Below are 23,833 nucleotides of genomic sequence, written 5' to 3' on the forward strand. Positions count from 1 at the left end.
TCATGAACGGCAACAAAGACGAAGGCGCCCTCATCGGCACCGTCAAACCCGGCCCCATGCCCCCCGGCCGCGGCAACCTCGTCACCCGCAAAAACGGCAAACAACTCATCCAGGTCTCATGGATCCAGCCAGACTGATCGCGCCAGGCACCAGCGGGGGCGTGGCGTGACGCTTCGGGTCGCGGTGGACTTCGGCACGTCCAGCACCTGTGTGGTCGCGGCCATCAACGGTCGCGAGCCGCAGGTGGCGGTCATCGACGGGCAGCCGCTGATGTCGTCGGCCGTCTACGCGGCGGCCGACGGCACGCTGTTCGTCGGGCAAGAGGCCGAGCGGCAGGCCGCAGTGGACCCGTCGCGCTACGAACCGAACCCGAAGCGCCGTATCGACGAGGGTGAACTGCTGCTCGGGGACACCGTGCTGCGGGTCACCGAAGTCGTGCGCGCGGTGTTGTCGCGAGCGGTGTCCGAAGCCCGCCGGCTCGCCGGCGGCGCCGAGGCCGATCTGCTGGTCCTGACCCATCCGGCCGACTGGGGCGCGGTCCGGACCAGGTTGTTGCGCCAGGCCGCCGGTGGCCTGGCTCGCGAGGTCACGCTCGTGCCGGAGCCCGTCGCGGCGGCGGTGTTCCACGCGGCGACGCATCCGCCGCTGGAGATCAACCACGACCGGACGGTCCAGGTCAGCCGGCAGCCCGGGGAAACCATCGCCGTGCTCGACCTGGGCGGTGGCACGGTGGACGTGAGCGTGGTGAGCCGGGCACCGGTCCAGGCCAATCGCCGTGGGTTCCAGGTGCTCGCGACGCGTGGCGATCCGAGCTTCGGCGGGGCCGATGTGGACCAGGCGCTGCTGGAGCATGTCGGTGATCTCGTGTCGTCGGCCGATCCCGAGGCCTGGCGCCAACTCGTCGAAGGGCGCGAGCTCGCGGACCGCCGGCGGCGCCGCGTCCTGCGGCAGGATGTCCGTGGTGCCAAGGAAACCCTGTCCCGGCACACGTACACCGATGTGCCGATGCCGCCGCCGTTCGCCGACGCGCACGTGACTCGCGAAGATCTGGAGAAGCTCATCGCGGCGCCGTTGAGCCGCGCCGTCGAGCTCACCTGCGCGGCGATCGACGAGGCGGGGCTGCGGCCCAAGCAGCTCACGGCCATCTTCCTCGTCGGCGGATCGAGCCGGATCCCGATGATCTCGCGTCTGGTGCACGAGCGCACCGGCGTCGTACCGACCACTTTGGACCAGCCGGAAACCGTTGTGGCGCGCGGAGCTCTGCTCGCCGTGCGGCAGGACCCGGCCCGCGTGCCGCTCGCGGAGCGGAGCACTGAGGTCGTCCGCGGCGGCCGTGCCGCGCCGCGGCCCGCGTACGCCGCCCGCCCGCCGGTGCGCCCGTTCCACGCGCCGCAGCTACCGCCGCGCCTGCCCCCGCCGCCCGTGTCACCGCCGCGCGGCCTGCCCGTCGCGCCGGAACCCCCGCGCGGCAAGCGAAAGCTGCCGTGGCTCATCGGCGGTGCTGTGGTCGTCGTCGGGGCGGTCGCGGCGGGTCTGCTGTTCTGGCTCAACCAAGGCGATGCGGCGCCACCGCAGGGCAAGGTCGTCGCGCAGTACCACTACCAGTTCTCCGCGCCGCAGGACTGGACGCAGACCGGTGGGCAGCCGCAGTTCCGCGAAACGCTGATCAAACCGGGCGACGCGGACACCCAGAATGACGCGATCTCGGTGCAGGAATACCCGCTCGACTACGACGCGACGGCGGACCCGGGGAAGCTGTCGGACAACCTACGGCAGCAGGCGCAGCAGGCCGGTTCGGTGTACTCGGGATTCGACGCGAACGCGACTTTCGCCGGGCGTAAGGTCATCTACTACCGCCAGGCCGGGAACTTCGGCCCGATCGACTGGTACGTCCTCGCTCAGGGGAAGGTTCAGGTGAACGTCGCGTGTCAATACGCGACACAGCCGGCACACGACCGGGTGGCCGCGGCGTGCGATCAGGTCGTGCGTTCCCTTTCGATCACGGCATGAAGCCCGCCTGAACCCATTGGGGTGACGCGGTTTCGCACCTGCGAATTCGCGCGTTGCCCGAGGTAGATGGGTGTTTTTCCGGATGGTTCACCGGGTGGGCATTCACTCTCGCAACTACTTCAGGGCAAACCGCGACAACCCGGAACCAACCATGGCATCGTTTCCGTCGTAAGCACGTACCCAACGCAGTACGGCAACAAAACCACAGACGAAGGGGGCATCCCTCATGGCTAACGGTTTTACCGGAGATCCGGCTGACTTCGCGCAGGCGCAGACCAACGTTGACGAGTGCCAGCAGCAGATGGACTCGACCTTGGTCAAGCTCGCCAACGAGATCGAGGCGACGCGTGCGGGCTGGGATGGCCCGGCCGCGGTCGTGTTCCAGAAGGTGATGGACGCGTTCAGCGAGAAGTCCAAGGCTCTGAACAAGTCGCTCGCCGACATCGGTGAGATGCTCAAGAACTCGGGTGTCGCGTACCAGACCCAGGACGACGACGTCAAGTCGCAGATCAGCCAGCTGTCCCAGGTGCTCGAGGGCCTGTAAGGGTCCCCGCACCACCATCACCGAATTCTTGAGTCTCAAGGGAGGAAAGACATGTCCGACGGCATGATCAAGGTCGACCCGGCCACAATTCACACCGCGTCCGACCACTGCAAGACCGCTGGCAACGAGATCAAGGGCCAGTTCGACACGCTCGTGCAGCAGATGAAGAAGCTCACCGACAGCTGGACCGGTGACGCGCAGGACCAGTGGCACGCCCGCCAGGACGAGTGGAACAAGTCCCTCGAGGACATGAACGCTCTGCTGGCCCGCATCGCCATCGCGCTGCCCGAGATCGCCGACGGTTACTCGAAGACCGACAAGGACGTCATGAACATGTTCGGTGGCTGATTTCGGCTTCCGTACGAACAAAAGGGTTCCGGCCGCGCGCCGGAGCCCTTTTTGTTTTGCGCTATTTCGGTGCGCCGACCTCGTATTGGGCCTGGTCGTTGAGTACCCGCACGGTCACCTTTTTCGGTTGTCCCGCAACGGTGACCGTGCAGTCGAAAATGGTCCCGGTCGCGACCGGCCGGTCCTTGGGGCAGCTGACGTTCTTCACATCGCCTTCACCGAAGTCCTCGCGGAGGATCTTCTGCACACCGTCCTCAACGGACTTCTGGTCGAGCACCTCACCGCGGAACGCGCCGAGCAGCCAGGCGGCCACCCCGGCGCCGGCGAGCACGACGAGCACTGCGCCCCCGATGAGCCACGGCTTCTTCGACCGCTTCGGCTTGGGCGCTGCCTCGAACGCCCCGAACCCGCCGTAGGTGGCGCCCGCCCCGAACTGCTGCACCGGCTGCGGGCCGCTGGCGGGTTGTCCAGGCCACGGGTTCTGCGGCGGCGGGTAGCCCGGAGGCTGCGCCGGCCCGGGGTAGCCACCGGGCTGCCATGGACCGGGCGGCGGCGGATACCCGGGCTGCTGGCCGGGGTAGCCCGGCCGCGGCTGCGGATCGTGCGGAGAGGTCACGTCGTCACCGGCCCTGGATCTCGCCCATGCGGGCGTAGAAGTCGCTCACCGCGGCACTGTCCGGCAGCACCGTCACGTCCGCCGGATCGGGCACCTTCGGCAGGTCGTTCTGCGTCGGGGTGCCGTCGAGGCGGTAGTGCTCGTTCAGTTCCAGCTCGTGCCCGTTGCCCTTGATCAACCCGTTCAGCTGGATCTCGGTCAGCCGGCCCTGGGGGTCGAGCACGATCCGCGCCTGCAGGGTCTGTGTCTTCATCGCCGGGCTGATCTGGTCGAGGATCGACTGCGGGAACACGACCACCCGGTTGTCGAGGAACGCCGTCAGCGTCACGTCGGCCGTCAGCTCCACGCTCCCGTCGGGCCTGCTGTTCGCGCCCTTGACGCGACCCTGGCCGACCGAGTCGGACACGGCGCCGAGCATCTTGCACACCCCCTGCGCACCCGCCCAGAAACACTCGTTCAGATCACCCGCGGTGTAGGGCATCGACACCCAGTGTGTCGGCGCCAGGCTCGCGTACACCGGACCGAGGAGCATGTACTCCACCGGACTGTTGACCGGATGGAAGGAGTCCAGGAACTCGTTGGAGTCGAGGTTCGAGTGGTTCTTCGACAGCCGCGCCGGCGGCCGGCCCAGCTGCACGGCCGACACCGTGCTGTTGATCTTCTTGTCGTCGAACCGGGCGAACGTGTCCTGCACGGTCTTCTTCGACTCCGTCCCGTTGAGCTGGTCGGAAAGCTTGTCCAGGGTCGAGGAGAACTTGGCGCTCACGTACGCCGCCGCTTCGGCGCCGTTGGGCACCGGGCTGCCCGCCTTCGCGGCGCCACACCCGCTCGCGAGCAGGGCCAACCCGGCCAACAGAGCGCTAAGCCGCCTCGCGGTACGCACGGTCACCGCGCCACCGTAGTATGGAACGCGCCCGACACCCCCGCTTTCCGGACGATCGGAGTGAGGGGGTATCTTCATATGTCGTTGTGCGCTGCGGCGTGAAATCGCGCTAGGCCCGCACTGACCCCACAAGCAAGTTGACGACGAGGTAGACCCTTGCCCACGTACAGCCCCAAGCCTGGCGATGTCACCCGTGCCTGGCACGTGATCGACGCCGAGGATGTCGTGCTCGGCCGGCTCGCGACCGAGGTCGCCACGCTGCTGCGCGGCAAGCACAAACCCACCTTTGCGCCGCATATGGACACTGGTGATTTCGTCATCATCGTGAACGCCGAGAAGGTCGCGCTCACCGGTAACAAGCGCGAGCAGAAGTTCGCCTACCGGCACAGCGGCTACCCCGGTGGTCTGCGCAAGCGCTCGTTCGGCGAGCTGCTCGACACGCGGCCCGAGCGGCTGCTCGAGAAGGTCGTCAAGGGCATGCTGCCGAAGAACAAGCTCGGCCGCGCCCAGGCGAAGAAGCTCAAGGTCTACGCGGGCCCGCAGCATCCGCACGGCGCGCAGCAGCCGCAGCCGTACGAGATCACCAAGATCGCGCAGGTCGCCCAGTGAGTGAGGAACAGTCTGTGACCAGCACCGAGAACGAGGCTGCGGACAGCGCCGAGGCCATCGAGACCCCGGTCGCCACCGAGGCGGCCGAAGCAACCGAGGCCACCGAGACCCCGGCGGCGGCCGAAGCAACCGAGGCCACTGAGGCCCCGGCGGCGGTCGAGACCACCGAGATCCCCGAGGCCGTTGACGGCGTCGTCACCAGCGAGACCCCGGCCGCGCCGCGCCCGTCGCGTGCCGCCGGTGGTTCCGCGCAGACCGTCGGCCGCCGCAAGGAGTCCGTCGTCCGCGTGCGGCTGGTGCCCGGCAGCGGTGAGTTCAAGCTGAACGGCCGCAGCCTCGAGGAGTACTTCCCGAACAAGGTCCACCAGCAGCTCATCCGTGAGCCGCTGGTCATCGTCGACAAGCCGGAGTCGTTCGACATCTTCGGCAACCTCCACGGCGGCGGCATCTCCGGCCAGGCCGGTGCGCTGCGCCTGGCGATCGCCCGCGCGCTCGTCGAGGTCGACTCCGAGGACCGCCCGGCGCTGAAGAAGGCCGGCTTCCTCACCCGGGACGCCCGTGCCACCGAGCGCAAGAAGTACGGCCTCAAGAAGGCCCGCAAGGCCCCGCAGTACAGCAAGCGGTAATCCGAGTTTTCCCGAGCAAAGGCGCCCGTCCGCATCGTGGATGGGCGCCTTTGTCGTGCCCAGCTTCGTAATACCGGCCCTCCCTCGCGCGTCTTGCAGGGCAGAAGGCACTCCCGCGGGCACCGGTCCCGGCGGGGGCTACCGTCGAAGGGCCGCTAGGTTGTCCGCGGCACAAGAGGTTCGAGGAGAAGATCAGATGGCTCGCCTGTTCGGCACCGATGGGGTTCGTGGTCTCGCGAACGGGGATCTGACGCCGGAGCTCGCGCTCTCGGTCGCCGCCAGCGCCGCGCGGGTGCTCGCCGCGCACGACCGCTCCCACCGCCCGGTCGCCGTCGTCGGCCGGGATCCGCGGGCCAGCGGCGAAATGCTGGAGGCGGCTGTCGTCGCCGGCCTCGCTTCCGCGGGTGCCGACGTGCTGCGGGTCGGTGTGCTGCCGACCCCCGCCGTGGCGCACCTGGTCGGCGGGCTCGACGCCGACCTCGGTGTGATGATCTCGGCCTCGCACAACCCGATGCCCGACAACGGGATCAAGCTCTTCGCGGCCGGCGGGCACAAGCTCCCGGACGGGATCGAGGACGAGATCGAGGCGGGCCTCACCTCCGGCGCGGTCCGCCCGACCGGCGCCGAGATCGGGCGTGTCTCGGACGTGGCCGACGCCGTCGACCGCTACGTCCAGCACCTGCTGGACTCGACCCCGCATCCCCTGACCGGGGTGCGCGTCGTGGTCGACTGCGCGAACGGCGCCGCGTCGTTCGCCGCGCCCGAGGTGTACCGCAAGGCCGGGGCGGAGGTCGTCGCGATCCACGCCGAGCCCGACGGCATCAACATCAACGAGGACTGCGGCTCGACCCATATCGACAAGCTGCGGGACGTGGTCCGCGAGCACCGCGCGGACCTGGGCATCGCCCACGACGGCGACGCCGACCGCTGCCTCGCGGTGGACGCGTCGGGCGAACTCGTCGACGGCGACCAGATCATGGCGGTGCTCGCGCTCGCGATGGCCGAGGCCGGTGAGCTGACCCACGACACCCTGGTCGCCACCGTGATGAGCAACCTTGGCCTGCACCTGGCGATGCGGGAAAGCGGCGTGCACCTGCGCACCACCGCGGTCGGCGACCGCTACGTGCTGGAGGAGCTGCGGGCCGGCGGGTTCGCGCTCGGCGGCGAGCAGTCCGGGCACGTGGTGTTCCCCGCGCTCGCCACCACCGGCGACGGCCTGCTGACGGCGCTGCGGCTGATGAGCCGGATCGCGGCGACCGGCAAGCCGCTGGCCGAGCTGGCCGGCGTGATGCGGCGGCTGCCGCAGGTGCTGGTCAACGTGCGGGTCGCGGACAAGCACGCGGTCGTGAGCTCGGACGTGGTCAAGGACGCCGTGAAGGACGTTGAGGCCGAGCTGGGCGAGCGGGGCCGGGTGCTGTTGCGGCAGTCCGGCACCGAGCAGCTGGTGCGGGTCATGGTCGAAGCCCCCTCGCACGAGGTCGCGCAGGCCTCGGCCGACCGGCTTGCCGGAGTCGTGTCCGCCGTCGCGTGATCCTCAGTACGGTGGGCGGGTGACCGTACCGGAAGAAGCCCTGCGGACGCCGCTGCTCGACCGCCTGTTCGCGCGTGCCTCGGACGAGCGGCCGGTGTTCACGTTCCAGGACCACGCGGCGGTCGACCATTCCCTGACCTGGGCGCAGCTCGCCGCGCGGGTGCGCGCGGTGGCGGGGCGGCTGGCCGAGATCGCCGAGCCGGGCGACCGGGTCGCGATCGTGGCGCCCCAGGATCTGAACTATCCCGTCGCGTTCCTCGGCACGCTCGCGGCTGGGCTGGTCGCGGTCCCGCTGTTCGACCCAGCGAGCAAGTCGCACCGCAGCCGCCTGGACAGCGCGCTCAGCGACTCCGCCGCCGACATCTGGCTGACGTCGGCGAAGGCCCGCGACCGCGTCCGTGAGCTGGGCGAACCGGCGCATCTGCTCGCGGTGGACGAGATCGACGGCGACGGCATCGACCCGGTACCGGTCGCCATGGACGCGCCCGCGTACCTGCAGTACACGTCGGGGTCCACCAGGGAGCCCGCGGGCGCGATCGTCACCCATCGCGCGGTGGTGGCGAGCTGCTGGCAGGCGAGCCACGCGTACGAGGTCGACGAGTCGGTCACCTGTGCCGGCTGGATCCCGTTCTTCCACGACATGGGTCTCATCCAGCTGATGTGCCTGCCGCTGTACGCCGGCGCGCGGTCGGTGTTCATGGCGCCGGCGGAGTTCGTCCGGCGGCCGGAGCGCTGGCTGCGGCAGATGTCGGACTACCCCAACGTGTTCACCGCGGCACCGAACTTCGCGTTCGATCTGGCGATCGGGGCGGCTGCCCGTGATGGTCTGGACCTATCCGGGGTGCGGGTGGCGCTCAACGGCAGTGAGCCCGTCCAGCCGCGGACCGTCGAGGAGTTCCAGAAGGCGTTCGGCCCCTACGGTTTCCGGCGCGAGGCGCACAGGCCGTCGTACGGGCTGGCGGAGGCGACGGTGTACGTGGCGAGCGCAGGTCCCGAAGGGCCGACGGTCACGGCGTTCGACCGCGCCGCGCTGGCACAGGGCCAGGCCGTCGAGGTCGGCCCGGAGGTCGCCGGCTCCCGCGAGCTGGTGTCGGTGGGCCGGCCGATCGGGCAGCTGGTCCGCATCGTCCACGATGGACAGTCGCAACCCGACGGGTCGATGGGCGAGATCTGGGTGCACGGGCCGCATGTCGCGGCGGGGTACTGGCGGCGCGACGATGACTCGTTCGACGGATACCTCGACGGGCTCGGCGGTTGGCTGCGCACGGGCGATCTTGGCGTGTTCCACCGCGGTGACCTGTACATCACCGGGCGGATCAAGGACCTCATCGTGATCGACGGCCGCAACCACTACCCGCAGGACATCGAGGCGACCGCGGCACGGGCACATCCGGCGATCCGCCGCGACCGGGTCGCCGCGTTCGGGGTGTCCGACGCCCGCGGCGAGGGCGTGGTCATCGTCGCCGAGCGGCTCCGGGACGCCGAGGCGCAGCCGAAGGAGGTCACGCGGGCGATCCTGCGTGCCGTCGGCGGCGAACACGAGATCGCGGTGCGGTCGGTCCACCTCGTCGCGCCCGGCGCCCTGCCGCGCACCTCCAGCGGCAAGGTGTCCAGGTCAGCGGTCAAAAAGCAGTACGGTGACGAGCATGAATGAGCCCACCGTCGCCGACGTCCAGAAGATCGTGAGCGACACCTTCCTGCTCGATCCGGCGCTCGTGGAGCCGGACACGTCGCTGGCGGAACTGGGTATCGACTCGAAGGGCCGGATCCGCCTGCTCGCCACGCTCGAGGTGTTCTACGACGTCACGATCGACCTGGACGAGCGCGACCGGCTGACCGATATCGCGGCCGTCACCGAGGTGCTGGCGCAGGCGATCCGCGACAAACCAGGTGAAACGGCTGCGTCCTGATTGCCCTTTTGAGTACATTCAGTTTGCACGTGTGACGGCACCGAACGCGGCCGGGGAGCGTCGTAGGTCTGTCAACGGACCTGGTGAGGGGGACTGGCGGAGATGAGTGGCGGCTACACCGCGAGCAGCGAAGCGATGTCGACGGCGTCGAAGACGATCACGCAGATAGGCGAGGATCTACCCGACAAGAACACCGACCTCGCCAGCTCCCCGGTGACCCAGCAGGGCTTCGGCCAGGCGCACGGAGAGCACGCGCAGAAGTACACGACCGGTGCGCAGACGCTGTGGCAGGCGGTCAGCGGGTACAGCGACACCCTCAAGGCCTACGGCGGCAACATCGGCTCGGGCGGCAAGGCCTACGCCGACAACGACCAGGCCCAGTCGGACGCGGTGAGCAGGGCGGGGAGGCAGTAATGGCGAAGAAATGGGCCGACGTCAAGAAGCTGCTCGACGACCCGAGCGTCCCGCCCGAACAGAAGACGATGCTGATCAGCAGCTGGCAGCAGGAGAACCCGGCGCCGCTGTTCAAGGACATGCCCGCCAGTTCGACCGACGCGGAGCGCCAGGAGGCCGCGAAGTACGCGGACACCTACGGCTCCAGTCCGATGCTGGGCTTCCAGGGCACGGACGCGGCCTATGACGCCGCGAAGAAGGCCGGCGACCAGGCGAGCTACAACGAGCGCGAAGAGAAGAAGGCCGTCACCGACGGCAAGACCCAACTCGACGGCAAACAGGCGCCCGCGTCGGGCGGCACCGGCACGAAGACGTCGGACGAGCTGTTCGACGCGGCCGAGCCCGCGCTGAAGCTGTTCCAGACCTTCGGCTCGCTGCTGGCGAAGATCCCCGATGACTGCCGGGGCAACACCCGCGCGCTCGACTTCAACAACGACATCAAGAAGCGGTTCGACGAGCAGCGCGGGATCAGCTTCGCGAACTTCCTTTCCGACGCGGACCATTTCAAGAACGGTTCGACCACAGTGGACGGTGCGATCAAGGACACCGGGTCGGCGCTGTCCACGCTGTTCCACACCTGGACCGGGTCGGGCGCGAACTCCGCCTCGGACCACTACAACGACAAGATCCTGCCCAAGGCCAGCAAGCTGTCGCAGACCCTGGAGGACGCGAACGAGGCGACCACCACCGCGGTCACCACGATTTTCCAGCTGTGCAAGGGCAAGGCCGACGCGGTCGTCAGCAACTACACCGACCAGGTGGGCAAGGCCGACTACAACATGGCCCAGAAGGTCGTCGGCGTCGCGAACGGGGAGCATGCCGGCAAGGACGATCTGAAGGCGATCGCCGGCTGGATGGACATGAACTTCGGCACCAACCTGACCGAAGCGCTCAACGACGACGGCTGCTGCGATGACGACGACATCAAGAAGCAGGGCCAGGACCTGGCCAAGCAGTGGATCCAGAACCAGTTCAACCCGGAGATGTGGGACCGGCTGTACAAGGGGTTCGACAAGACCTGCACGGACACGAAGGACCTGGTGAACCAGGCCTACGACGCGCTCGACGGCGTCATGGGCAAGATCAAGAACGAGTTCGAGGGCGCCACCGAGCCCTCCGGTGAGACCCAGCCGAGCCAGACCGGTGGTGGCGGAAACGGCGGTGGGGGAACGGGTTCCGGCGGCGGTGGTGGTGGTACCGGCAGCGGCGGCGGAGGTGGCGGCTCGATGCCGTCGGCCACCACGCCGTCCGCGACGACACCGTCCACTGAGGACCCGAGCGCGGTCGCCGAGGCGGCGAAGAAGGAAGGGTCCGAGGGGATCAACCCCTACACCGGCAAGCCGATGGAGATGGATCCGGACACCGGTCAGCCGTATCCGATCGACCCGAAGACGGGCGAGCCGGTCAAGGACGCGGGCGACGAGCAGGAGACGCTCAAGGTCCAGCAGGGCGACAAGACGATCGAGATGTCCGAGCCGGACAAGGACGGCAAGATGGACATCAAGGTCGACGGCGGGCCGGGTGAGCCGAAGGACTACAAGCTCGACTGGGGTGACGGCAAGGACGCGGCCGGGCAGGATCCCGCCGCGTTCGGGCCGCAGGGCTCGCAGGCGCCGGGCCAGCCGGGGCAGCCGGGACCGGATGGCACGTACAAGCCCGGGCCGGACGGCAAGATTCACATCGAGGACGGCAACCTCAAGATCACCGCGGAGCGGCCCGACGGTCCCAACGGCCCGACGGTCGTCACGGTCGACGACGGCACCGGCCCGCCGACCACGTACACCCTCGGTGACGCGAAGGACGGCGCTGCCGGTGCGGAAAGCCTGGTCGGGAAGGACGACGGCTCGACGCCGCGCCCGGACACTCCGCCGACCGACACGGCCGGCACACCGCCGCCCGGCACCCCGCCCGGCACCCCGACCGGCGATGCCGTCTCCGGTGCCGCGGCGGGCGACGCGACCGGTGGCGCCGCGGCCGGCGGCGGCGACGGAGCGGGTGTGTCGACCATGCCCACTGAAGCGGGCGGGACCCCGCCGGACGGTGCCGCCGCGGTGCCGGGCGACGGCGCGGGCGCGACCACACCGGCGGGCGGCGCGGGCCTGAGCGCGGTCGGCGCGGGTATCTCCGAGGGCGCGGTCAGCGGCTCGCTCGGCGACGCGGCCTCACTCGGCACCGGCGCGCAGACTGGGTCCGCGGACCACCAGCCCGCGGCCGCGGCGCTCGGCGCGCAGCCGGTCGGCGCGCCCCAGCAGGGGCCGGCGCAGCAGAGCCCCGGCGGGATGGCGGGCATGGGCGGCATGATGGGTGGCATGGGCGGCGCCGGTGGCGGTGGCGGCGAGGACCAGGAGCGCAACCCGCGCCAGTACCGCATCGACGGCGGCATCTTCAACTCCGGCGGGTCCGGTGGCAGCATCAGCGGTTCGCTGGACGACGAGGGGGACCGGTCGGTCACCCAGCGGTGACGAGGAGGGGAACATGGTCTCGGACGAAATCCAGCGGCTGAAGGCGCAGATGGACGGGCTGGTCCGCGAGCAGGCGGACCGGCGGGCGCTGCTCGACCGGCAGGGCGAGGAGATCAAGGCCAAGTCGCAGGAGTACATGACCAAGCAGGTCCAGGCCGCTGAACGCTACGTCCAGCACCGGCGCGAGCTGGGCCGCCGGGAGCGCGAGGCCGGCGGCTGGAGCACCGAGAAGACGTTGGCGGACAAGAACAACGTGATGGGCTTCGGCCCGGAGGACGACGAGGGCGAGGCCGACCGCTACGGCGCGCCGCGGCACGCGGCGCCGGAGCCCTACGCGTCGCGGACCACCGAGTCGATTCCCAGCCCCGAGCCGGCGCCGGAGCGCACGGAGCGGACCGAGGCGCCCCGGCGGCAGCCGCGGAAGGCGGACTTCGACGAGGACGACTTCTCGAACAACAGCTGGCTGGGCTGAACCTCAGGCCGCGATGTCCAGGCTGGGGTCGTAGTCGATCGCCGCGCGTTTGACGTCCGACTCCAGCAGCGGGCGGTACTTGGCGGTGCCGGTGAGGTGGGTCAGGAAGAACGCGGTGAACAGGGCGCGGACGAGTTTCTGCGTGCGGAACTGGGGCTTGCCCTGCAGCAGGCGCTGGCTCCAGTGGCTGCCTTCGGTCACGGCCAGGTGTGTCGACTTGTCGATCATCCGGAGCTGGACCGGACCGCCCCAGGCCTTGGCGATCGCTTCGGCGTTGCCGATCGCCGGGGTCACCAGGTCACCCGCGACGGCGAGGTGCAGGCCCGGGATCGTGAGCTTGCGCGCCGCTTCCGTGGCCTGCGGCAGGGTTTGCGCGGCGGCGAAGGTGGCGACCGCTTTGACCTTGGCGTCGTCCGCGGCCGCCAGCACGGCCGCGCCGCCGCCCACGGAATGGCCGGCCAGACCCAGTTTCGCCGGGTCCACGCTCAGCCCGCCCGGGCCCAGCCGCACGCCGGTGATGATGTCCAGGGCCGAGCGCAGTTCCGCGGCGAAGATCCGGTGCGACGGCAGTGGTCCGCGTTGAGTCGCCGGTGCCGCCGCGACGATGCCCCAGCTCGCGAGGTGGCTCAGCAGCGTGCGGTACCGCCCCGCCGGTTGCAGCCAGCCGTGCCCGAACGCGATCCCTGGCAGGCCGAGGCCGCTACGTGGGGTGAACACCACACCGGGTAGCCCGGCGAGCGCGAGGTTGCCGCGCACCACCTCGTGCGGTCCCGGGTGCGACAGCTCCTCGAGCAGCTCCTTGGGCTTCGCCATGGTCGGGAGCCTAGCCTGTCGGCGGAAGTGAGCCGGGCGAGAGGACACGGCGTGCCCCAGTACCGCCAGCCCCTCACCCGACCACCGCCCCTCATCGAGGCGCTCCGCGCCGCAGTAACCTCCCAGGGGTGTGCGGAATCGTGGGATATGTCGGCCATCGGCCTGCGCTCGACGTCGTGCTGGGTGGGCTCCGCCGGATGGAGTACCGGGGCTACGACTCGGCCGGCGTCGCCGTGCTGGACGGCGCCGGGACGCTGATCGTCGAGCGCAAGGCGGGCCGGCTGGCGAATCTGGAGACCGAGCTGGACGTCACCGGGCGTGACCGGTTCGCGGGGACCGCCGGGATGGGCCACACCCGCTGGGCGACACACGGCGCGCCCGTCGACCGCAACTCCCACCCGCACCGCGACACGGCCGAGCGGGTCGCGGTGGTGCACAACGGGATCATCGAGAACTTCGCCACGCTGAGGGCCGAGCTGGAAGCCGACGGCATCGAACTGAGCAGCGACACCGACACCGAGACCGCCGCGCACCTGATCGCCCGCGCGTACACCGACGGTCCGGCCGCGGGTGACCTGCCGGCCAGCGTGCGCACCGTGTGCCGGCGGCTCGAAGGCGCGTTCACCCTGGTCGTGACGCATGCCGACGAGCCGGACCTGATCGTCGCGGCGCGCCGGTCGTCCCCGCTCGTGGTCGGCGTCGGCGAGGGCGAGACGTTCGTCGCCTCGGACGTCTCGGCGTTCATCGAGCACACCCGGGATGCCGTCGAACTGGGCCAGGACCAGCTCGTCGCGATCACCCGGGACGGCTACGAGGTCACCGACTTCGCCGGCGAACCCGCCCAGGCCAAGCCGTTCACCGTCGCGTGGGACCTGTCGGCCGCCGAGAAGGGCGGCCACGACTACTTCATGCTCAAGGAGATCGAGGAGCAGCCGGAGGCGCTCGCGAACACCCTGCGCGGGCATTTCGACCACGGCCGCATCATTCTCGACGAGCAGCGCATGTCCGACCAGGACCTGCGGGACGTGGACAAGGTGTTCGTCGTCGCCTGCGGCACCGCCTATCACTCGGGGCTCATCGCCAAGTACGCGATCGAGCACTGGACGCGGCTGCCGGTCGAGGTCGAGCTGGCGAGCGAGTTCCGCTACCGCGACCCGGTGCTCGACCGCGACACCCTGGTCGTCGCGATCTCGCAGTCGGGCGAGACCGCGGACACCCTCGAAGCCGTCCGGCACGCGCGCGGGCAGAAGGCGCGGGTGCTCGCGATCTGCAACACCAACGGCGCGCAGATCCCGCGCGAGTCCGACGCGGTGCTGTACACGCACGCCGGGCCCGAGGTCGGGGTCGCCGCGACGAAGACGTTCACCTCGCAGATCGCGGCGAACTACCTGGTGGGCCTCGCGCTCGCGCAGGCGCGCGGCACGAAGTACCCGGACGAGGTGGCCCGCGAGTTCGCCGAGCTGGAGGCGATGCCCGCCGCCGTCCAAAAAGCACTGTCCACTGTGGATCACGTGCGGGCGCTCGGGCAGCAGCTGGCCGACTCGAAGGCGGTGCTGTTCCTCGGCCGGCACGTCGGTTTCCCGGTCGCGCTCGAAGGCGCCTTGAAGCTCAAGGAACTGGCGTACATGCACGCGGAGGGCTTCGCGGCGGGCGAGCTGAAGCACGGGCCGATCGCGCTGATCGAGAGCGGGCTCCCGGTGGTCGTCGTGATGCCCTCGCCGAAGGGGCGCGCGGTGCTGCACGCGAAGCTGCTGTCGAACATCAGCGAGATTCAGGCCCGCGGGGCGCGCACGATCGTGATCGCCGAAGAGGGTGACGACACCGTGCGCCCGTTCGCCGACGAGCTGGTCGAGGTGCCCGCGGTGCCGACCCTGTTGCAGCCGCTCGTGTCGAGTGTTCCGCTGCAGGTGCTGGCCGCGGAAATCGCCCGCACGCGGGGTTATGACGTCGACAAGCCGCGCAACCTGGCGAAGTCCGTGACGGTGGAGTAAGACGGGGCCGTGCGCGGAATCTGGACCACGGACCGAATTCGCAAGGCTGAAGAGCGGCTGCTCGCCGCGACTCCCGAGGGCGCGTTGATGCAGCGTGCGGCGTTCGGCGTCGCCGTGCAGGCGGCGGAAATGTTGGCGGCTCACACCGGCCGCGTCGCCGGGAGTCGGGTCGTGCTGCTGGTCGGCGCGGGCAACAACGGCGGCGATGCGTTGTGGGCAGGGCAATTCCTGCGCAAGCGGGGCGTCGCGGTGACCGCCGTCCTGCTCAACCCCGGCAAGGCGCACCCCGAAGGCCTGCAAGCACTACGGCGCGCGGGCGGCCGCACTGTCGGCCTGGAAGACGCGCCGGGCGTGCTCGACGCGGCGGACCTGGTGATCGACGGCATCGTCGGCCTGTCCGCACGCGGCCCGCTGCGCGCGGACGCCGCGAGCCTGCTCGACCACCTGAGCGCGCCGGTGCTGGCCGTCGACCTGCCGAGCGGCGTCGATCCGGACAAAGGCACGGTCGACGGGCCGGCGATCACCGCGGCCCGGACGGTGACGTTCGGCGCGCGCAAACCCTTGCACGTGCTCAATCCGCAGCACTGCGGTGAAGTCGTACTGATCGACATCGGGCTGCTGCCCGAGTTGAGCGACCCCGATCTGCAGCAGCTCAACGCGGTGGACGTCGGCCTGGCGTGGCCGGTGCCGGGGCCGGCGGACAACAAGTACAGCCAGGGCGTCACCGGGATCGCCGCCGGTTCGGCGACCTATCCGGGCGCGGCGGTGCTGGCGACGGGTTCGGCCGTGCTCGCCACCTCGGGCATGGTGCGATACGCGGGACCGGCGGCGGATCTCGTGCGCGCCCGGTGGCCGGAGGCGATCGCTACGGGCTCGGTCACCGACGCCGGCCGGGTGCAGGCCTGGGTCGTCGGACCGGGCATCGGCACCGGTCAGGAGGGTCGCGAGGTGCTGCGGCACGTGCTGTCCGAAGGCGTCCCGGTGTGCGCCGACGCCGACGCGACCACCTTGATGGCCCGGTACCCCGACGTGCTCGACGCGCGTGACCCCGGGACGCCGCTGGTGCTGACGCCGCACGCCGGGGAGTTCGAGCGGCTGACCGGTACCGCGCCCGGTGCCGACCGGGTGGCCGCGGTGAAGGCGGCGGCGCGGAAGTTCGACGCCGTGGTGCTGCTCAAGGGAAACACGACGCTGGTCGCCGCGCCGGACGGGCGGGTGCTGGCGAACGTGGCCCGCGGTTCGTGGCTCGCCACGGCCGGTTCCGGGGATGTGTTGTCCGGGCTGGTCGGGGCGTTGCTGGCGAGCGGCCTCGACCCGTGGCTCGCCGCGGGGGCGGCGGCGTACGTGCATTCGCTCGCGGCGGATCTCGCGGCGCGCGGGGTGCCGGTTTCGGCCAGTGGGGTGGAGGCGGCGATTCCGGCCGCGATCCGGCAGGTGCGGCGGCTCAGCTGATACTTCGCACCAGAAGATATCGATTTATGTGTTAACAACGGTGGGATCTTCTGGTAGGAAGATCTCATGAAGGTTGCGGTCCTGCACGGTGTGCATGACGTGCGACTCGAAGAGCGGCCGGTCCCGCAGCCCGGTCCCGGCGAAGTGCTGGTCCAGGTGCGGTCGGTCGGCACCTGCGGGTCGGACGTGCACTACTACGAACACGGCCGGATCGGCGAGTTCCGGGTCGAGTGGCCGCTGGTGCTCGGACACGAGCCGAGCGGTGTGGTCGTCGCGCGCGGCAGCGATGCGACCGTGCACGAGATCGGCCAGCGGGTCGGGCTCGAGCCCGGCGTGCCATGCACGATGTGCGCGCAGTGCAAGGCCGGGCGGTACAACCTCTGCCCGCGCATGCGGTTCTTCGGCACCCCGCCGATCGACGGCGCGTTCTGCGAGTACGTCGTGCTGCGCGAGGATTTCGCGCACCCGATCCCGGAGGCGATGAGCGACGACGCGGCCGGGCTGCTGGAGCCGCTGTCCGTCGGCGTCTGGGCCAACCGCAAGGCGCGCACCGGGCCGGGCAGCCGGGTGCTGATCACGGGCGCCGGGCCGATCGGGCTGGTCGCGACCCAGACCGCGCGGGCATTCGGCGCCAGCGACGTGGTCGTGACCGACGTGAACCCGTGGCGGCTGGGGGTCGCGAAGGAACTGGGCGCCACCGCGACCGTCGACGTGTCGCGGGAGAACCTCGCCGACGTCGACTTCGCGCCGGACGTCCTGCTGGAGTGCTCGGGTGTGCCCGCGGCCGCCGGCCAGGCGATCCGGAAGGTCGGCCGCGCGGGCCGGGTCGTGCTCGTCGGTATGGGCGGGGACGAAATCCCGCTCCCGCTGGCGCATGTGCAGAACTTCGAGATCGAGATCACCGGCACCTTCCGCTACGCCAACACCTGGCCGACCGCGATCGCGCTCGCCGCCGGGCGCGAGGTCGATCTCGACCGGCTGGTCACCCACCGGTTCGGGCTCGACCAGGTCGAGGAGGCGCTGACGATCGCCGCGAAGGACGACTCGGTGATCAAGGCCGTGGTGGTGCCGTAGCCATGCCCAGACCATCCGAGGCCGAAGTCGAGCAGCGTAGGCAGGACATCCTGAGCTACGTGATGGAGCACGGCGACGTGCGCATCGACCAGCTCACCGAGCAGTTCGGCGTGAGCCTGATGACCATGCACCGTGACCTCGACGAGTTGGCCGAGCGCCGGCTCCTGCGCAAGCTGCGCGGCCGCGTCGAGGCGTATCCGGCGCTCACCATCGAGACCGCGAAACGGTTCCGCGAGACCGAGAACGTCGACGTCAAGGAGACGCTGGCGGTGGCGGCCCAGCGTGAGATCACGCCCGGGCAGACCCTGTTCTTCGACGACTCGACCACGCTGTTCCCGTTGGCGCGCAAGCTGATCGGCCCGCAGGTGGTGATCACGAACTCGCTCGAGGTGGCCAGGATCCTGGGCGGTGCCGACGGGATCGAGGTGCGGCTGCTCGGCGGCCGGTACACCGATTTCGACTCGTGTATCGGGCCGGACACGCTCAGCGCGCTCAGCCGGATGCGCGCGGACGTCGGCTTCGTCTCGGCGACCGCGGTGGCGGTGGGCCGGCTGTACCACCCCGATCGCGAGTACGCCGAGCTGAAGACGGCGGCGCTGCGGGTGGCCGACTACAACGTGCTCGTCGTGGACCACTCCAAGTTCGGCCGGACCGCGACCTACGCCTACGGCGACGTGAGCGACTACGACCTGGTGATCACCGACGAGGAGACACCGGGCGACGAGCTCGCGGCCATGGACACCAAGGTGCGGCTGGCCAAGCCGGGCACCACGCGCGTGGATCACGGAGGCAGGCAGGAATGACGACAACGCCGTTGGTAGCCGGTGTCGACTCGTCGACCCAGTCGACGAAGGTCGTCGTGTGCGACGCGGCGACCGGCGCCGTCGTGCGGGAAGGCCGCGCGACGCATCCGGACACCACCGAGGTCGATCCGCAGGTCTGGTGGGACGCGTTCACGAAGGCGTCCGCCGGGCTGCTGGACGGGGTGCAGGCGATCGGCGTCGGCGGTCAGCAGCACGGCATGGTCACCCTCGACGAGTCCGGCGACGTGGTGCGGCCGGCGTTGCTGTGGAACGACACCCGGTCCGGCAAGGCCGCGGACAACCTGGTGACCGAGCTCGGCGGGCCGCGCGCATGGGCGGAGGCGGTCGGCTCGGTGCCGGTCGCGAGCTTCACCGTCACCAAGCTGCGCTGGATGGCCGAGCACGAGCCGCGGCTCGCCGACCGGGTGACCCGGGTGCTGCTGCCGCACGACTGGCTCACCTGGAAGCTGACCGGCGAGGCCGTCACCGATCGCGGCGACGCGTCCGGCACGGGCTACTTCTCCCCGGCGAAGAACGCCTATCGCGAGGACATCCTGGCCCACGCGTTCGGCCGGACCCCGGAGCTGCCGCGGGTACTCGGGCCGCGCGAGGCCGCGGGCCGCACCGAGGACGGGATCCTGGTGTCCGCCGGCACCGGCGACAACATGGCCGCGGCACTGGCGCTGGAGCTCGGCGAAGGCGATGTGGTCGTGTCGCTCGGCACGAGCGGCACCGTGTTCGGCGTGTCCGGGACGGCGTCCGCGGACGCGACCGGCATCGTCGCCGGGTTCGCCGACGCGACCGGCCGGTTCCTGCCGCTCGCGTGCACGCTCAACGCCGCCCGCGTGCTCACCGCGACCGCGGCGATGCTCGGCACCGACCTGGCCGGCCTGGACCGGCTGGCGCTCGCGGCCGAACCGGGCGCGGGCGGGCTGACCCTGCTGCCGTACCTCGACGGCGAGCGCACCCCCAACCTGCCCGACGCGGCCGGTTCGCTGCATGGCCTGCGCCGCGCCAACATGACGCCGGAGAACCTGGCCCGCGCCGCCGTCGAAGGCATGCTGTCGGGGCTCGCCGCCGCACTGGATGTGTTACAGGACAACGGAATCACCGCACGCCGGATCCTGCTCATCGGCGGCGCCGCGCAGTCCGAGGCGGTGCGCGCGGTCGCGCCGATCGTGTTCGGGCTGCCGATCGTCGTCCCCGAACCGGCCGAGCACGTCGCGCTCGGTGCGGCCCGCCAGGCCGCCTGGGTGCTGGCCGGCACCGAAGAACCACCGGCCTGGGCGGAGAAAACCCCGCTGGAGCTGGCCGCCGGGGATTCCCCGGCCGGCCGGGAGCTGCGGCAACGGCATCTCGATATCCGCGAGCTCGTGCATCAAGTCAACACAGGAGAGGACACCTGATGGCCACGATCACCTATGACAAGGCGTCTCGCCGCTATCCCGGCTCGGACCGGCCCGCGGTGGACGCGCTCGATCTCGAGATCGCCGACGGTGAGTTTCTGGTACTGGTGGGCCCTTCCGGCTGTGGCAAGTCGACGAGCCTGCGCATGCTCGCCGGGCTGGAGGACGTCGACGACGGCTCCGTCTGGATCGGCGACCGGGACGTGACGCAACTGCCGCCGCGCTCGCGGGACATCGCGATGGTGTTCCAGAACTACGCGCTGTACCCGCACATGACCGTGGGCCAGAACATGGGCTTCGCGCTGAAGATCGCGGGCAAGCCGAAGAGCGAGATCAAACAGCGGGTCGCCGACGCCGCGAAGCTGCTGGACCTCGAGGACTATCTCGATCGCAAGCCGAAAGCGCTTTCCGGTGGCCAGCGGCAGCGGGTCGCGATGGGCCGCGCGATCGTGCGCGAGCCGCAGGTGTTCCTGATGGACGAGCCACTGTCCAATTTGGACGCCAAGCTCCGGGTGTCCACCCGCACCCAGATCGCCGCGCTGCAGCGCCGCCTGGGCACCACCACCGTCTACGTCACGCACGACCAGGTCGAGGCCATGACGATGGGCGACCGGGTGGCCGTGCTCAAGGACGGCGTGCTGCAGCAGTGTGACTCGCCGCGCGCGCTGTACGAGCGGCCGGCCAACGTGTTCGTCGCCGGGTTCATCGGCTCGCCCGCGATGAACCTCGCGTCGGCGCGGCTGACCGACGGCGGTGCGACGCTCGGTGGCGTCACGGTTCCGCTGTCCCGCGAGACTCTGGCCGCGGCCGGTGGCGAGGATGTCACGATCGGTTTCCGGCCCGAGTCGCTGGAACTGGCCGACGAGGGCCTCGCGGTCAAGGTCGAGCTGGTCGAGGAGTTGGGCTCGGACGCGTTCGTCTACGGCCGGATCGAGGCGGACGGTGCCGCCGGCGGCACCAACGTCGTGGCTCGCGTCGACCCGCGGCACACCCCGTCGATGGGCGCCACGCTGCGGCTGCGTATTCGTCCCGACGAGCTGCACGTGTTCTCCACCAGCACCGGCCTCCGCCTGGACTGACACACCGCCGGCGGGCAGTCCGGTTCGACCGTGCACCGGGCTGCCCCGCGCGTTGTGGGAAACTCGGCGTTGATGAGTTCCGAAATCTCCCGTGCCGAGGTCGTGGTCGACCTCGCCGCGATCCGGCACAACGTGCGCCTGCTGGCCGACCGGGCAGCAGGCGCCGCGGTGATGGCCGTGGTCAAGGCCGACGGATACGGCCACGGCGCGGTGCCGGTGGGGAAGGCCGCCCTCGACGCGGGCGCGACCTGGCTCGGGGCGTGCTCGCTCGCCGAGGGGCTCGCGCTGCGTGAGGCGGGCATCACAGCGCCGGTGTTCACCTGGCTCGACGCGCCGAACGTGGACTTCACGCCCGGGATCGCCGCGGACCTCGACCTGTCCGTCAGCTCGGCCGACGAACTGGCGCGAGTGGCGGCCGCCGCCGAGCGGCTCGGCAAGCGGGCGCGGGTCCATCTCAAGATCGACACCGGGTTGTCCCGCAGCGGGTGCCCCGCCTACGCTTGGCCCGCGCTCGTGAAGGCCGCGACTGCCGAACCGGGGGTCGAGGTCGTCGCCGTCTGGTCGCATCTCGCGTGCGCGGACGAGCCCGGGCACCCGTCGATCGACCTGCAGGCGCAGCGTTTCCAGGTGGCGTACCACGTCGCACGCGAGGCGGGGCTGAACCCGTTGCGGCATATCGCGAATTCGGCGGCGACGCTGACCCGGCCGGATCTGCACTTCGACCTCGTGCGCCCCGGCATCGCCGTCTACGGGCTGAATCCCGTGCCACAGCAAGAAAACCTGCGTCCCGCGATGACGTTCCGTTCGCAGGTCGTGCTCACCAAACGGATCGACGCCGGTGAGTCCGTCTCCTATGGACACACCTGGACCGCCTCCCGCGACACCACGCTGGCGTTGGTCTCCGCGGGCTACGCCGACGGAGTGCCGCGAACGCTGTCCGGCCGGATGGACGTCTGGCTCGACGGGAAGCGGCGTCCGGTGGCCGGCCGCGTGTGCATGGACCAGCTGGTCGTCGACTGCGGAGACGACGAACCCGCGGCAGGCTCGGAGGTCGTGCTGTTCGGCGCGGGCGCCGCTGGCGAACCCACCGCGCGGGAGTGGGCGGACACGATCGGCACCATCGACTACGAGATCGTCACCGGGATGTACCGGCCGCGGGTCCAGCGGCGGTACGAGGGAGCGTGATGATGCCTTCCCGCCGGCTGCTGACCATCGTCGGCAGTGCTGCCGCGCTGGTCACCGGTGCCGCCGCCGCGGGCATCGCGGTCGCCGCGCAGCAGCGCAAGGGCACCGAGGTCGTCGAGCCCGGCGAAAAGCTCGGCGACCTGCGGGCGGACCGGGTCTCGACGGTGGCCGCGGACGACGGGACGCCGCTCGCGGTGTCGGAGATCCACCCGGGGCAGGGCAAGCCGGAACTGACTGTGGTCGGCGTGCACGGTTTCGCGCTCTCCCAGCGCAGCTGGTACTTCCAGCGGCGGGACCTGGCTTCGCTGACGCTGCCGCGCGTGAAGCAGGTCTACTACGACCATCGTGGCCATGGGCTTTCGGGCGCGGCCGCCGCGGAAACGAGCACCATCGAGCAGCTGGCGCGTGACCTCGACGCGGTGCTGCGCGCCGTCGCGCCGGACGGGCCGATCGTGCTGGCCGGCCATTCGATGGGCGGCATGGTGATCATGGAGCTGGCGCAGCAGAACCCGGAGCTGTTCGCCGACCGGGTGTGCGGCGTGGCGTTCATCGCGACGGCCGCCGGTGAGGTCGGCGGGCGCGGCCTGTCGCGGAGCCTGCTGTCGAAGTACAACCCGTTGACGCGGGGGGTCGGCGAGCTGGCCGGGTGGCAGCCCGGGCTGGTGGAGTTCGTGCGCGCCGCGGGTGGCCAGCTGACCCGCCCGGCTGTGCGGCGGCTGGCGTTCGGCTCGCGGGACGTGCATCCGAAGATCGTGGACTTCCTGCTGGAGATGCTGGCGGTGACCCCAGTGCGCGGGCTGGTGAACTACATCGACACGCTCGGCAGCCACAACCGGTACGCGGCGCTGGCCGGCCTGAAGCACGCGCACGTGCTGGTGATCCACGGCGACGCGGACCGGCTCACGCCGTTCTCCCACGCGGAGCGGATCGCCGCCGAGCTGCCGGACGCGGAGCTGGCGCGGGTGCGCGGCGCCGGGCACACGGTGCAGCTCGAACAACCGGAGCTGGTGAACAGCTACCTGATCGACCTGTTGCAGAAATGCGCTGGAGTGGACGAAATGGGTTCCTCACAACGGATCTGGCGATGGCTGACCAAGTAACGCTGCCGGCCGAAGCGGACACGGTCTCCTTCGGCGAATCACTCGGCCGGCAGTTGCGTGCGGGCGATCTCGTGCTGCTCGCCGGGCCGCTCGGCGCCGGGAAGACCGTGCTGACCCGTGGAATCGCCGCGGGCCTCGGGGTTTCGGGACGGGTCAGCTCGCCGACGTTCGTGCTCGCGCGGGTGCATCCGGCCGGTGCGCGAGGAGTGCCGCTGGTGCATGTGGACGCCTATCGGCTGGGCGGGGATCTCGCGCAGCTCGACGATCTGGATCTGGACACCGATCTCGAAGCGTCCGCGGTGGTCGTCGAATGGGGCGAGGGCTCGGCGGAACGGCTGTCCTCGGATTATCTGGTGGTCCGGCTCGAACGGCGCGACGACGACGTGCGGGTGGCGACGCTCGAACCGCATGGCAGCTGGAAAGAACGGGTATGAGCGTCGTCGCGGCTCGGCTCGATGCGCGCGGC

Annotated in this window: 23 protein-coding genes; 20 read left to right on the forward strand and 3 right to left on the reverse strand. The window is 70.5% G+C overall.

What is annotated here, in order from left to right; all coding sequences use genetic code 11:
* Positions 1–165 precede the first annotated feature (165 nt).
* The 3 genes from LOZ83_RS37670 to LOZ83_RS37680 all read left to right on the forward strand — a co-directional run bounded on the left by LOZ83_RS37670 (position 166) and on the right by LOZ83_RS37680 (position 2,902).
* Positions 166–2,010: a type VII secretion-associated protein gene (locus LOZ83_RS37670; protein ID WP_236796680.1), complete on the forward strand. Its 1,845-nt coding sequence runs from the start codon at positions 166–168 to the stop codon at positions 2,008–2,010.
* A gap of 226 nt (positions 2,011–2,236) precedes the next feature.
* The gene (locus tag LOZ83_RS37675) at positions 2,237–2,554 is read left to right on the forward strand and encodes a WXG100 family type VII secretion target (RefSeq protein ID WP_236796681.1); all 318 of its coding nucleotides are present in this window, start codon (positions 2,237–2,239) and stop codon (positions 2,552–2,554) included.
* A 51-nt stretch (positions 2,555–2,605) separates the two neighbouring features.
* Positions 2,606–2,902 carry a WXG100 family type VII secretion target gene (locus LOZ83_RS37680; RefSeq protein WP_236796683.1) on the forward strand — a complete coding sequence of 99 codons (297 nt, stop codon included), beginning with the start codon at positions 2,606–2,608 and terminating at the stop codon, positions 2,900–2,902.
* 61 nt (positions 2,903–2,963) lie between these two features.
* Here LOZ83_RS37680 and LOZ83_RS40650 read toward each other — a convergent pair whose 3' ends face one another.
* A complete protein-coding gene (locus LOZ83_RS40650; protein ID WP_236796684.1) occupies positions 2,964–3,518 on the reverse strand; it encodes a DUF4333 domain-containing protein in 555 nt (184 codons plus the stop codon).
* A gap of 4 nt (positions 3,519–3,522) precedes the next feature.
* Positions 3,523–4,371, reverse strand: a complete 849-nt coding sequence (locus LOZ83_RS37690) for a hypothetical protein (protein WP_236796685.1) — start codon at positions 4,369–4,371, stop codon at positions 3,523–3,525.
* Positions 4,372–4,557: 186 nt separating this feature from the next.
* Between LOZ83_RS37690 and rplM the strand changes: the two genes are divergently transcribed.
* The 8 genes from rplM (at position 4,558) to LOZ83_RS37730 (ending at position 12,464) form a co-directional block, all read left to right on the forward strand.
* Positions 4,558–5,010: a 50S ribosomal protein L13 gene (gene rplM / locus LOZ83_RS37695; protein ID WP_236796686.1), complete on the forward strand. Its 453-nt coding sequence runs from the start codon at positions 4,558–4,560 to the stop codon at positions 5,008–5,010.
* A gap of 170 nt (positions 5,011–5,180) precedes the next feature.
* Positions 5,181–5,636, forward strand: a complete 456-nt coding sequence (gene rpsI, locus LOZ83_RS37700) for a 30S ribosomal protein S9 (RefSeq protein WP_236796835.1) — start codon at positions 5,181–5,183, stop codon at positions 5,634–5,636.
* Between the two features lie 196 nt (positions 5,637–5,832).
* Positions 5,833–7,167, forward strand: coding sequence for a phosphoglucosamine mutase (glmM, locus tag LOZ83_RS37705; RefSeq protein WP_236796688.1), 1,335 nt, complete (start codon positions 5,833–5,835; stop codon positions 7,165–7,167).
* A gap of 19 nt (positions 7,168–7,186) precedes the next feature.
* Positions 7,187–8,821, forward strand: a complete 1,635-nt coding sequence (locus LOZ83_RS37710) for a fatty acyl-AMP ligase (protein ID WP_236796689.1) — start codon at positions 7,187–7,189, stop codon at positions 8,819–8,821.
* A complete protein-coding gene (locus tag LOZ83_RS37715) occupies positions 8,814–9,077 on the forward strand; it encodes an acyl carrier protein (protein WP_236796690.1) in 264 nt (87 codons plus the stop codon). Before LOZ83_RS37710 ends, LOZ83_RS37715 begins: the two co-directional genes overlap by 8 nt.
* 102 nt (positions 9,078–9,179) lie before the next feature.
* The gene (locus LOZ83_RS37720) at positions 9,180–9,491 is read left to right on the forward strand and encodes a hypothetical protein (protein ID WP_236796692.1); all 312 of its coding nucleotides are present in this window, start codon (positions 9,180–9,182) and stop codon (positions 9,489–9,491) included.
* Complete coding sequence (locus tag LOZ83_RS37725) at positions 9,491–11,992, forward strand: hypothetical protein (RefSeq protein ID WP_236796694.1); 2,502 nt, start codon at positions 9,491–9,493, stop codon at positions 11,990–11,992. The genes LOZ83_RS37720 and LOZ83_RS37725 overlap by 1 nt, the downstream gene beginning before the upstream one ends.
* Before the next feature lie 13 nt (positions 11,993–12,005).
* Positions 12,006–12,464, forward strand: coding sequence for a hypothetical protein (locus LOZ83_RS37730; protein WP_236796695.1), 459 nt, complete (start codon positions 12,006–12,008; stop codon positions 12,462–12,464).
* Positions 12,465–12,467: 3 nt separating this feature from the next.
* On the opposite strand, the gene LOZ83_RS37735 is transcribed toward LOZ83_RS37730, so the two are convergent.
* On the reverse strand, positions 12,468–13,277 hold the full coding sequence (locus LOZ83_RS37735) for an alpha/beta hydrolase (RefSeq protein WP_236796696.1): 810 nt from the start codon (positions 13,275–13,277) through the stop codon (positions 12,468–12,470).
* A gap of 128 nt (positions 13,278–13,405) precedes the next feature.
* On the opposite strand from LOZ83_RS37735, the gene glmS reads away from it, so the two are divergent.
* The 9 genes from glmS to tsaE all read left to right on the forward strand — a co-directional run bounded on the left by glmS (position 13,406) and on the right by tsaE (position 23,801).
* Positions 13,406–15,268 carry a glutamine--fructose-6-phosphate transaminase (isomerizing) gene (gene glmS, locus LOZ83_RS37740; RefSeq protein ID WP_236796698.1) on the forward strand — a complete coding sequence of 621 codons (1,863 nt, stop codon included), beginning with the start codon at positions 13,406–13,408 and terminating at the stop codon, positions 15,266–15,268.
* 9 nt (positions 15,269–15,277) lie between these two features.
* Complete coding sequence (locus tag LOZ83_RS37745) at positions 15,278–16,720, forward strand: NAD(P)H-hydrate dehydratase (RefSeq protein WP_236796699.1); 1,443 nt, start codon at positions 15,278–15,280, stop codon at positions 16,718–16,720.
* Positions 16,721–16,786: 66 nt separating this feature from the next.
* The gene (locus LOZ83_RS37750) at positions 16,787–17,794 is read left to right on the forward strand and encodes an NAD(P)-dependent alcohol dehydrogenase (RefSeq protein ID WP_236796701.1); all 1,008 of its coding nucleotides are present in this window, start codon (positions 16,787–16,789) and stop codon (positions 17,792–17,794) included.
* Between the two features lie 2 nt (positions 17,795–17,796).
* The gene (locus tag LOZ83_RS37755) at positions 17,797–18,597 is read left to right on the forward strand and encodes a DeoR/GlpR family DNA-binding transcription regulator (protein ID WP_236796703.1); all 801 of its coding nucleotides are present in this window, start codon (positions 17,797–17,799) and stop codon (positions 18,595–18,597) included.
* A complete protein-coding gene (gene xylB, locus LOZ83_RS37760; RefSeq protein WP_236796705.1) occupies positions 18,594–20,003 on the forward strand; it encodes a xylulokinase in 1,410 nt (469 codons plus the stop codon). The genes LOZ83_RS37755 and xylB overlap by 4 nt, the downstream gene beginning before the upstream one ends.
* The gene (locus tag LOZ83_RS37765; RefSeq protein WP_236796706.1) at positions 20,003–21,082 is read left to right on the forward strand and encodes an ABC transporter ATP-binding protein; all 1,080 of its coding nucleotides are present in this window, start codon (positions 20,003–20,005) and stop codon (positions 21,080–21,082) included. Before xylB ends, LOZ83_RS37765 begins: the two co-directional genes overlap by 1 nt.
* 72 nt (positions 21,083–21,154) lie before the next feature.
* Positions 21,155–22,267: an alanine racemase gene (alr, locus tag LOZ83_RS37770; protein WP_236796708.1), complete on the forward strand. Its 1,113-nt coding sequence runs from the start codon at positions 21,155–21,157 to the stop codon at positions 22,265–22,267.
* Positions 22,267–23,367 (forward strand): alpha/beta fold hydrolase, encoded by a 1,101-nt coding sequence (locus LOZ83_RS37775; protein ID WP_236796709.1) that lies wholly within the window; start codon positions 22,267–22,269, stop codon positions 23,365–23,367. Before alr ends, LOZ83_RS37775 begins: the two co-directional genes overlap by 1 nt.
* Positions 23,352–23,801 carry a tRNA (adenosine(37)-N6)-threonylcarbamoyltransferase complex ATPase subunit type 1 TsaE gene (gene tsaE / locus LOZ83_RS37780; RefSeq protein ID WP_236796710.1) on the forward strand — a complete coding sequence of 150 codons (450 nt, stop codon included), beginning with the start codon at positions 23,352–23,354 and terminating at the stop codon, positions 23,799–23,801. Before LOZ83_RS37775 ends, tsaE begins: the two co-directional genes overlap by 16 nt.
* Positions 23,802–23,833 lie beyond the last annotated feature (32 nt).

This window comes from Amycolatopsis sp. GM8, from assembly GCF_021653975.1.
GTDB lineage: Bacteria > Actinomycetota > Actinomycetes > Mycobacteriales > Pseudonocardiaceae > Amycolatopsis_E.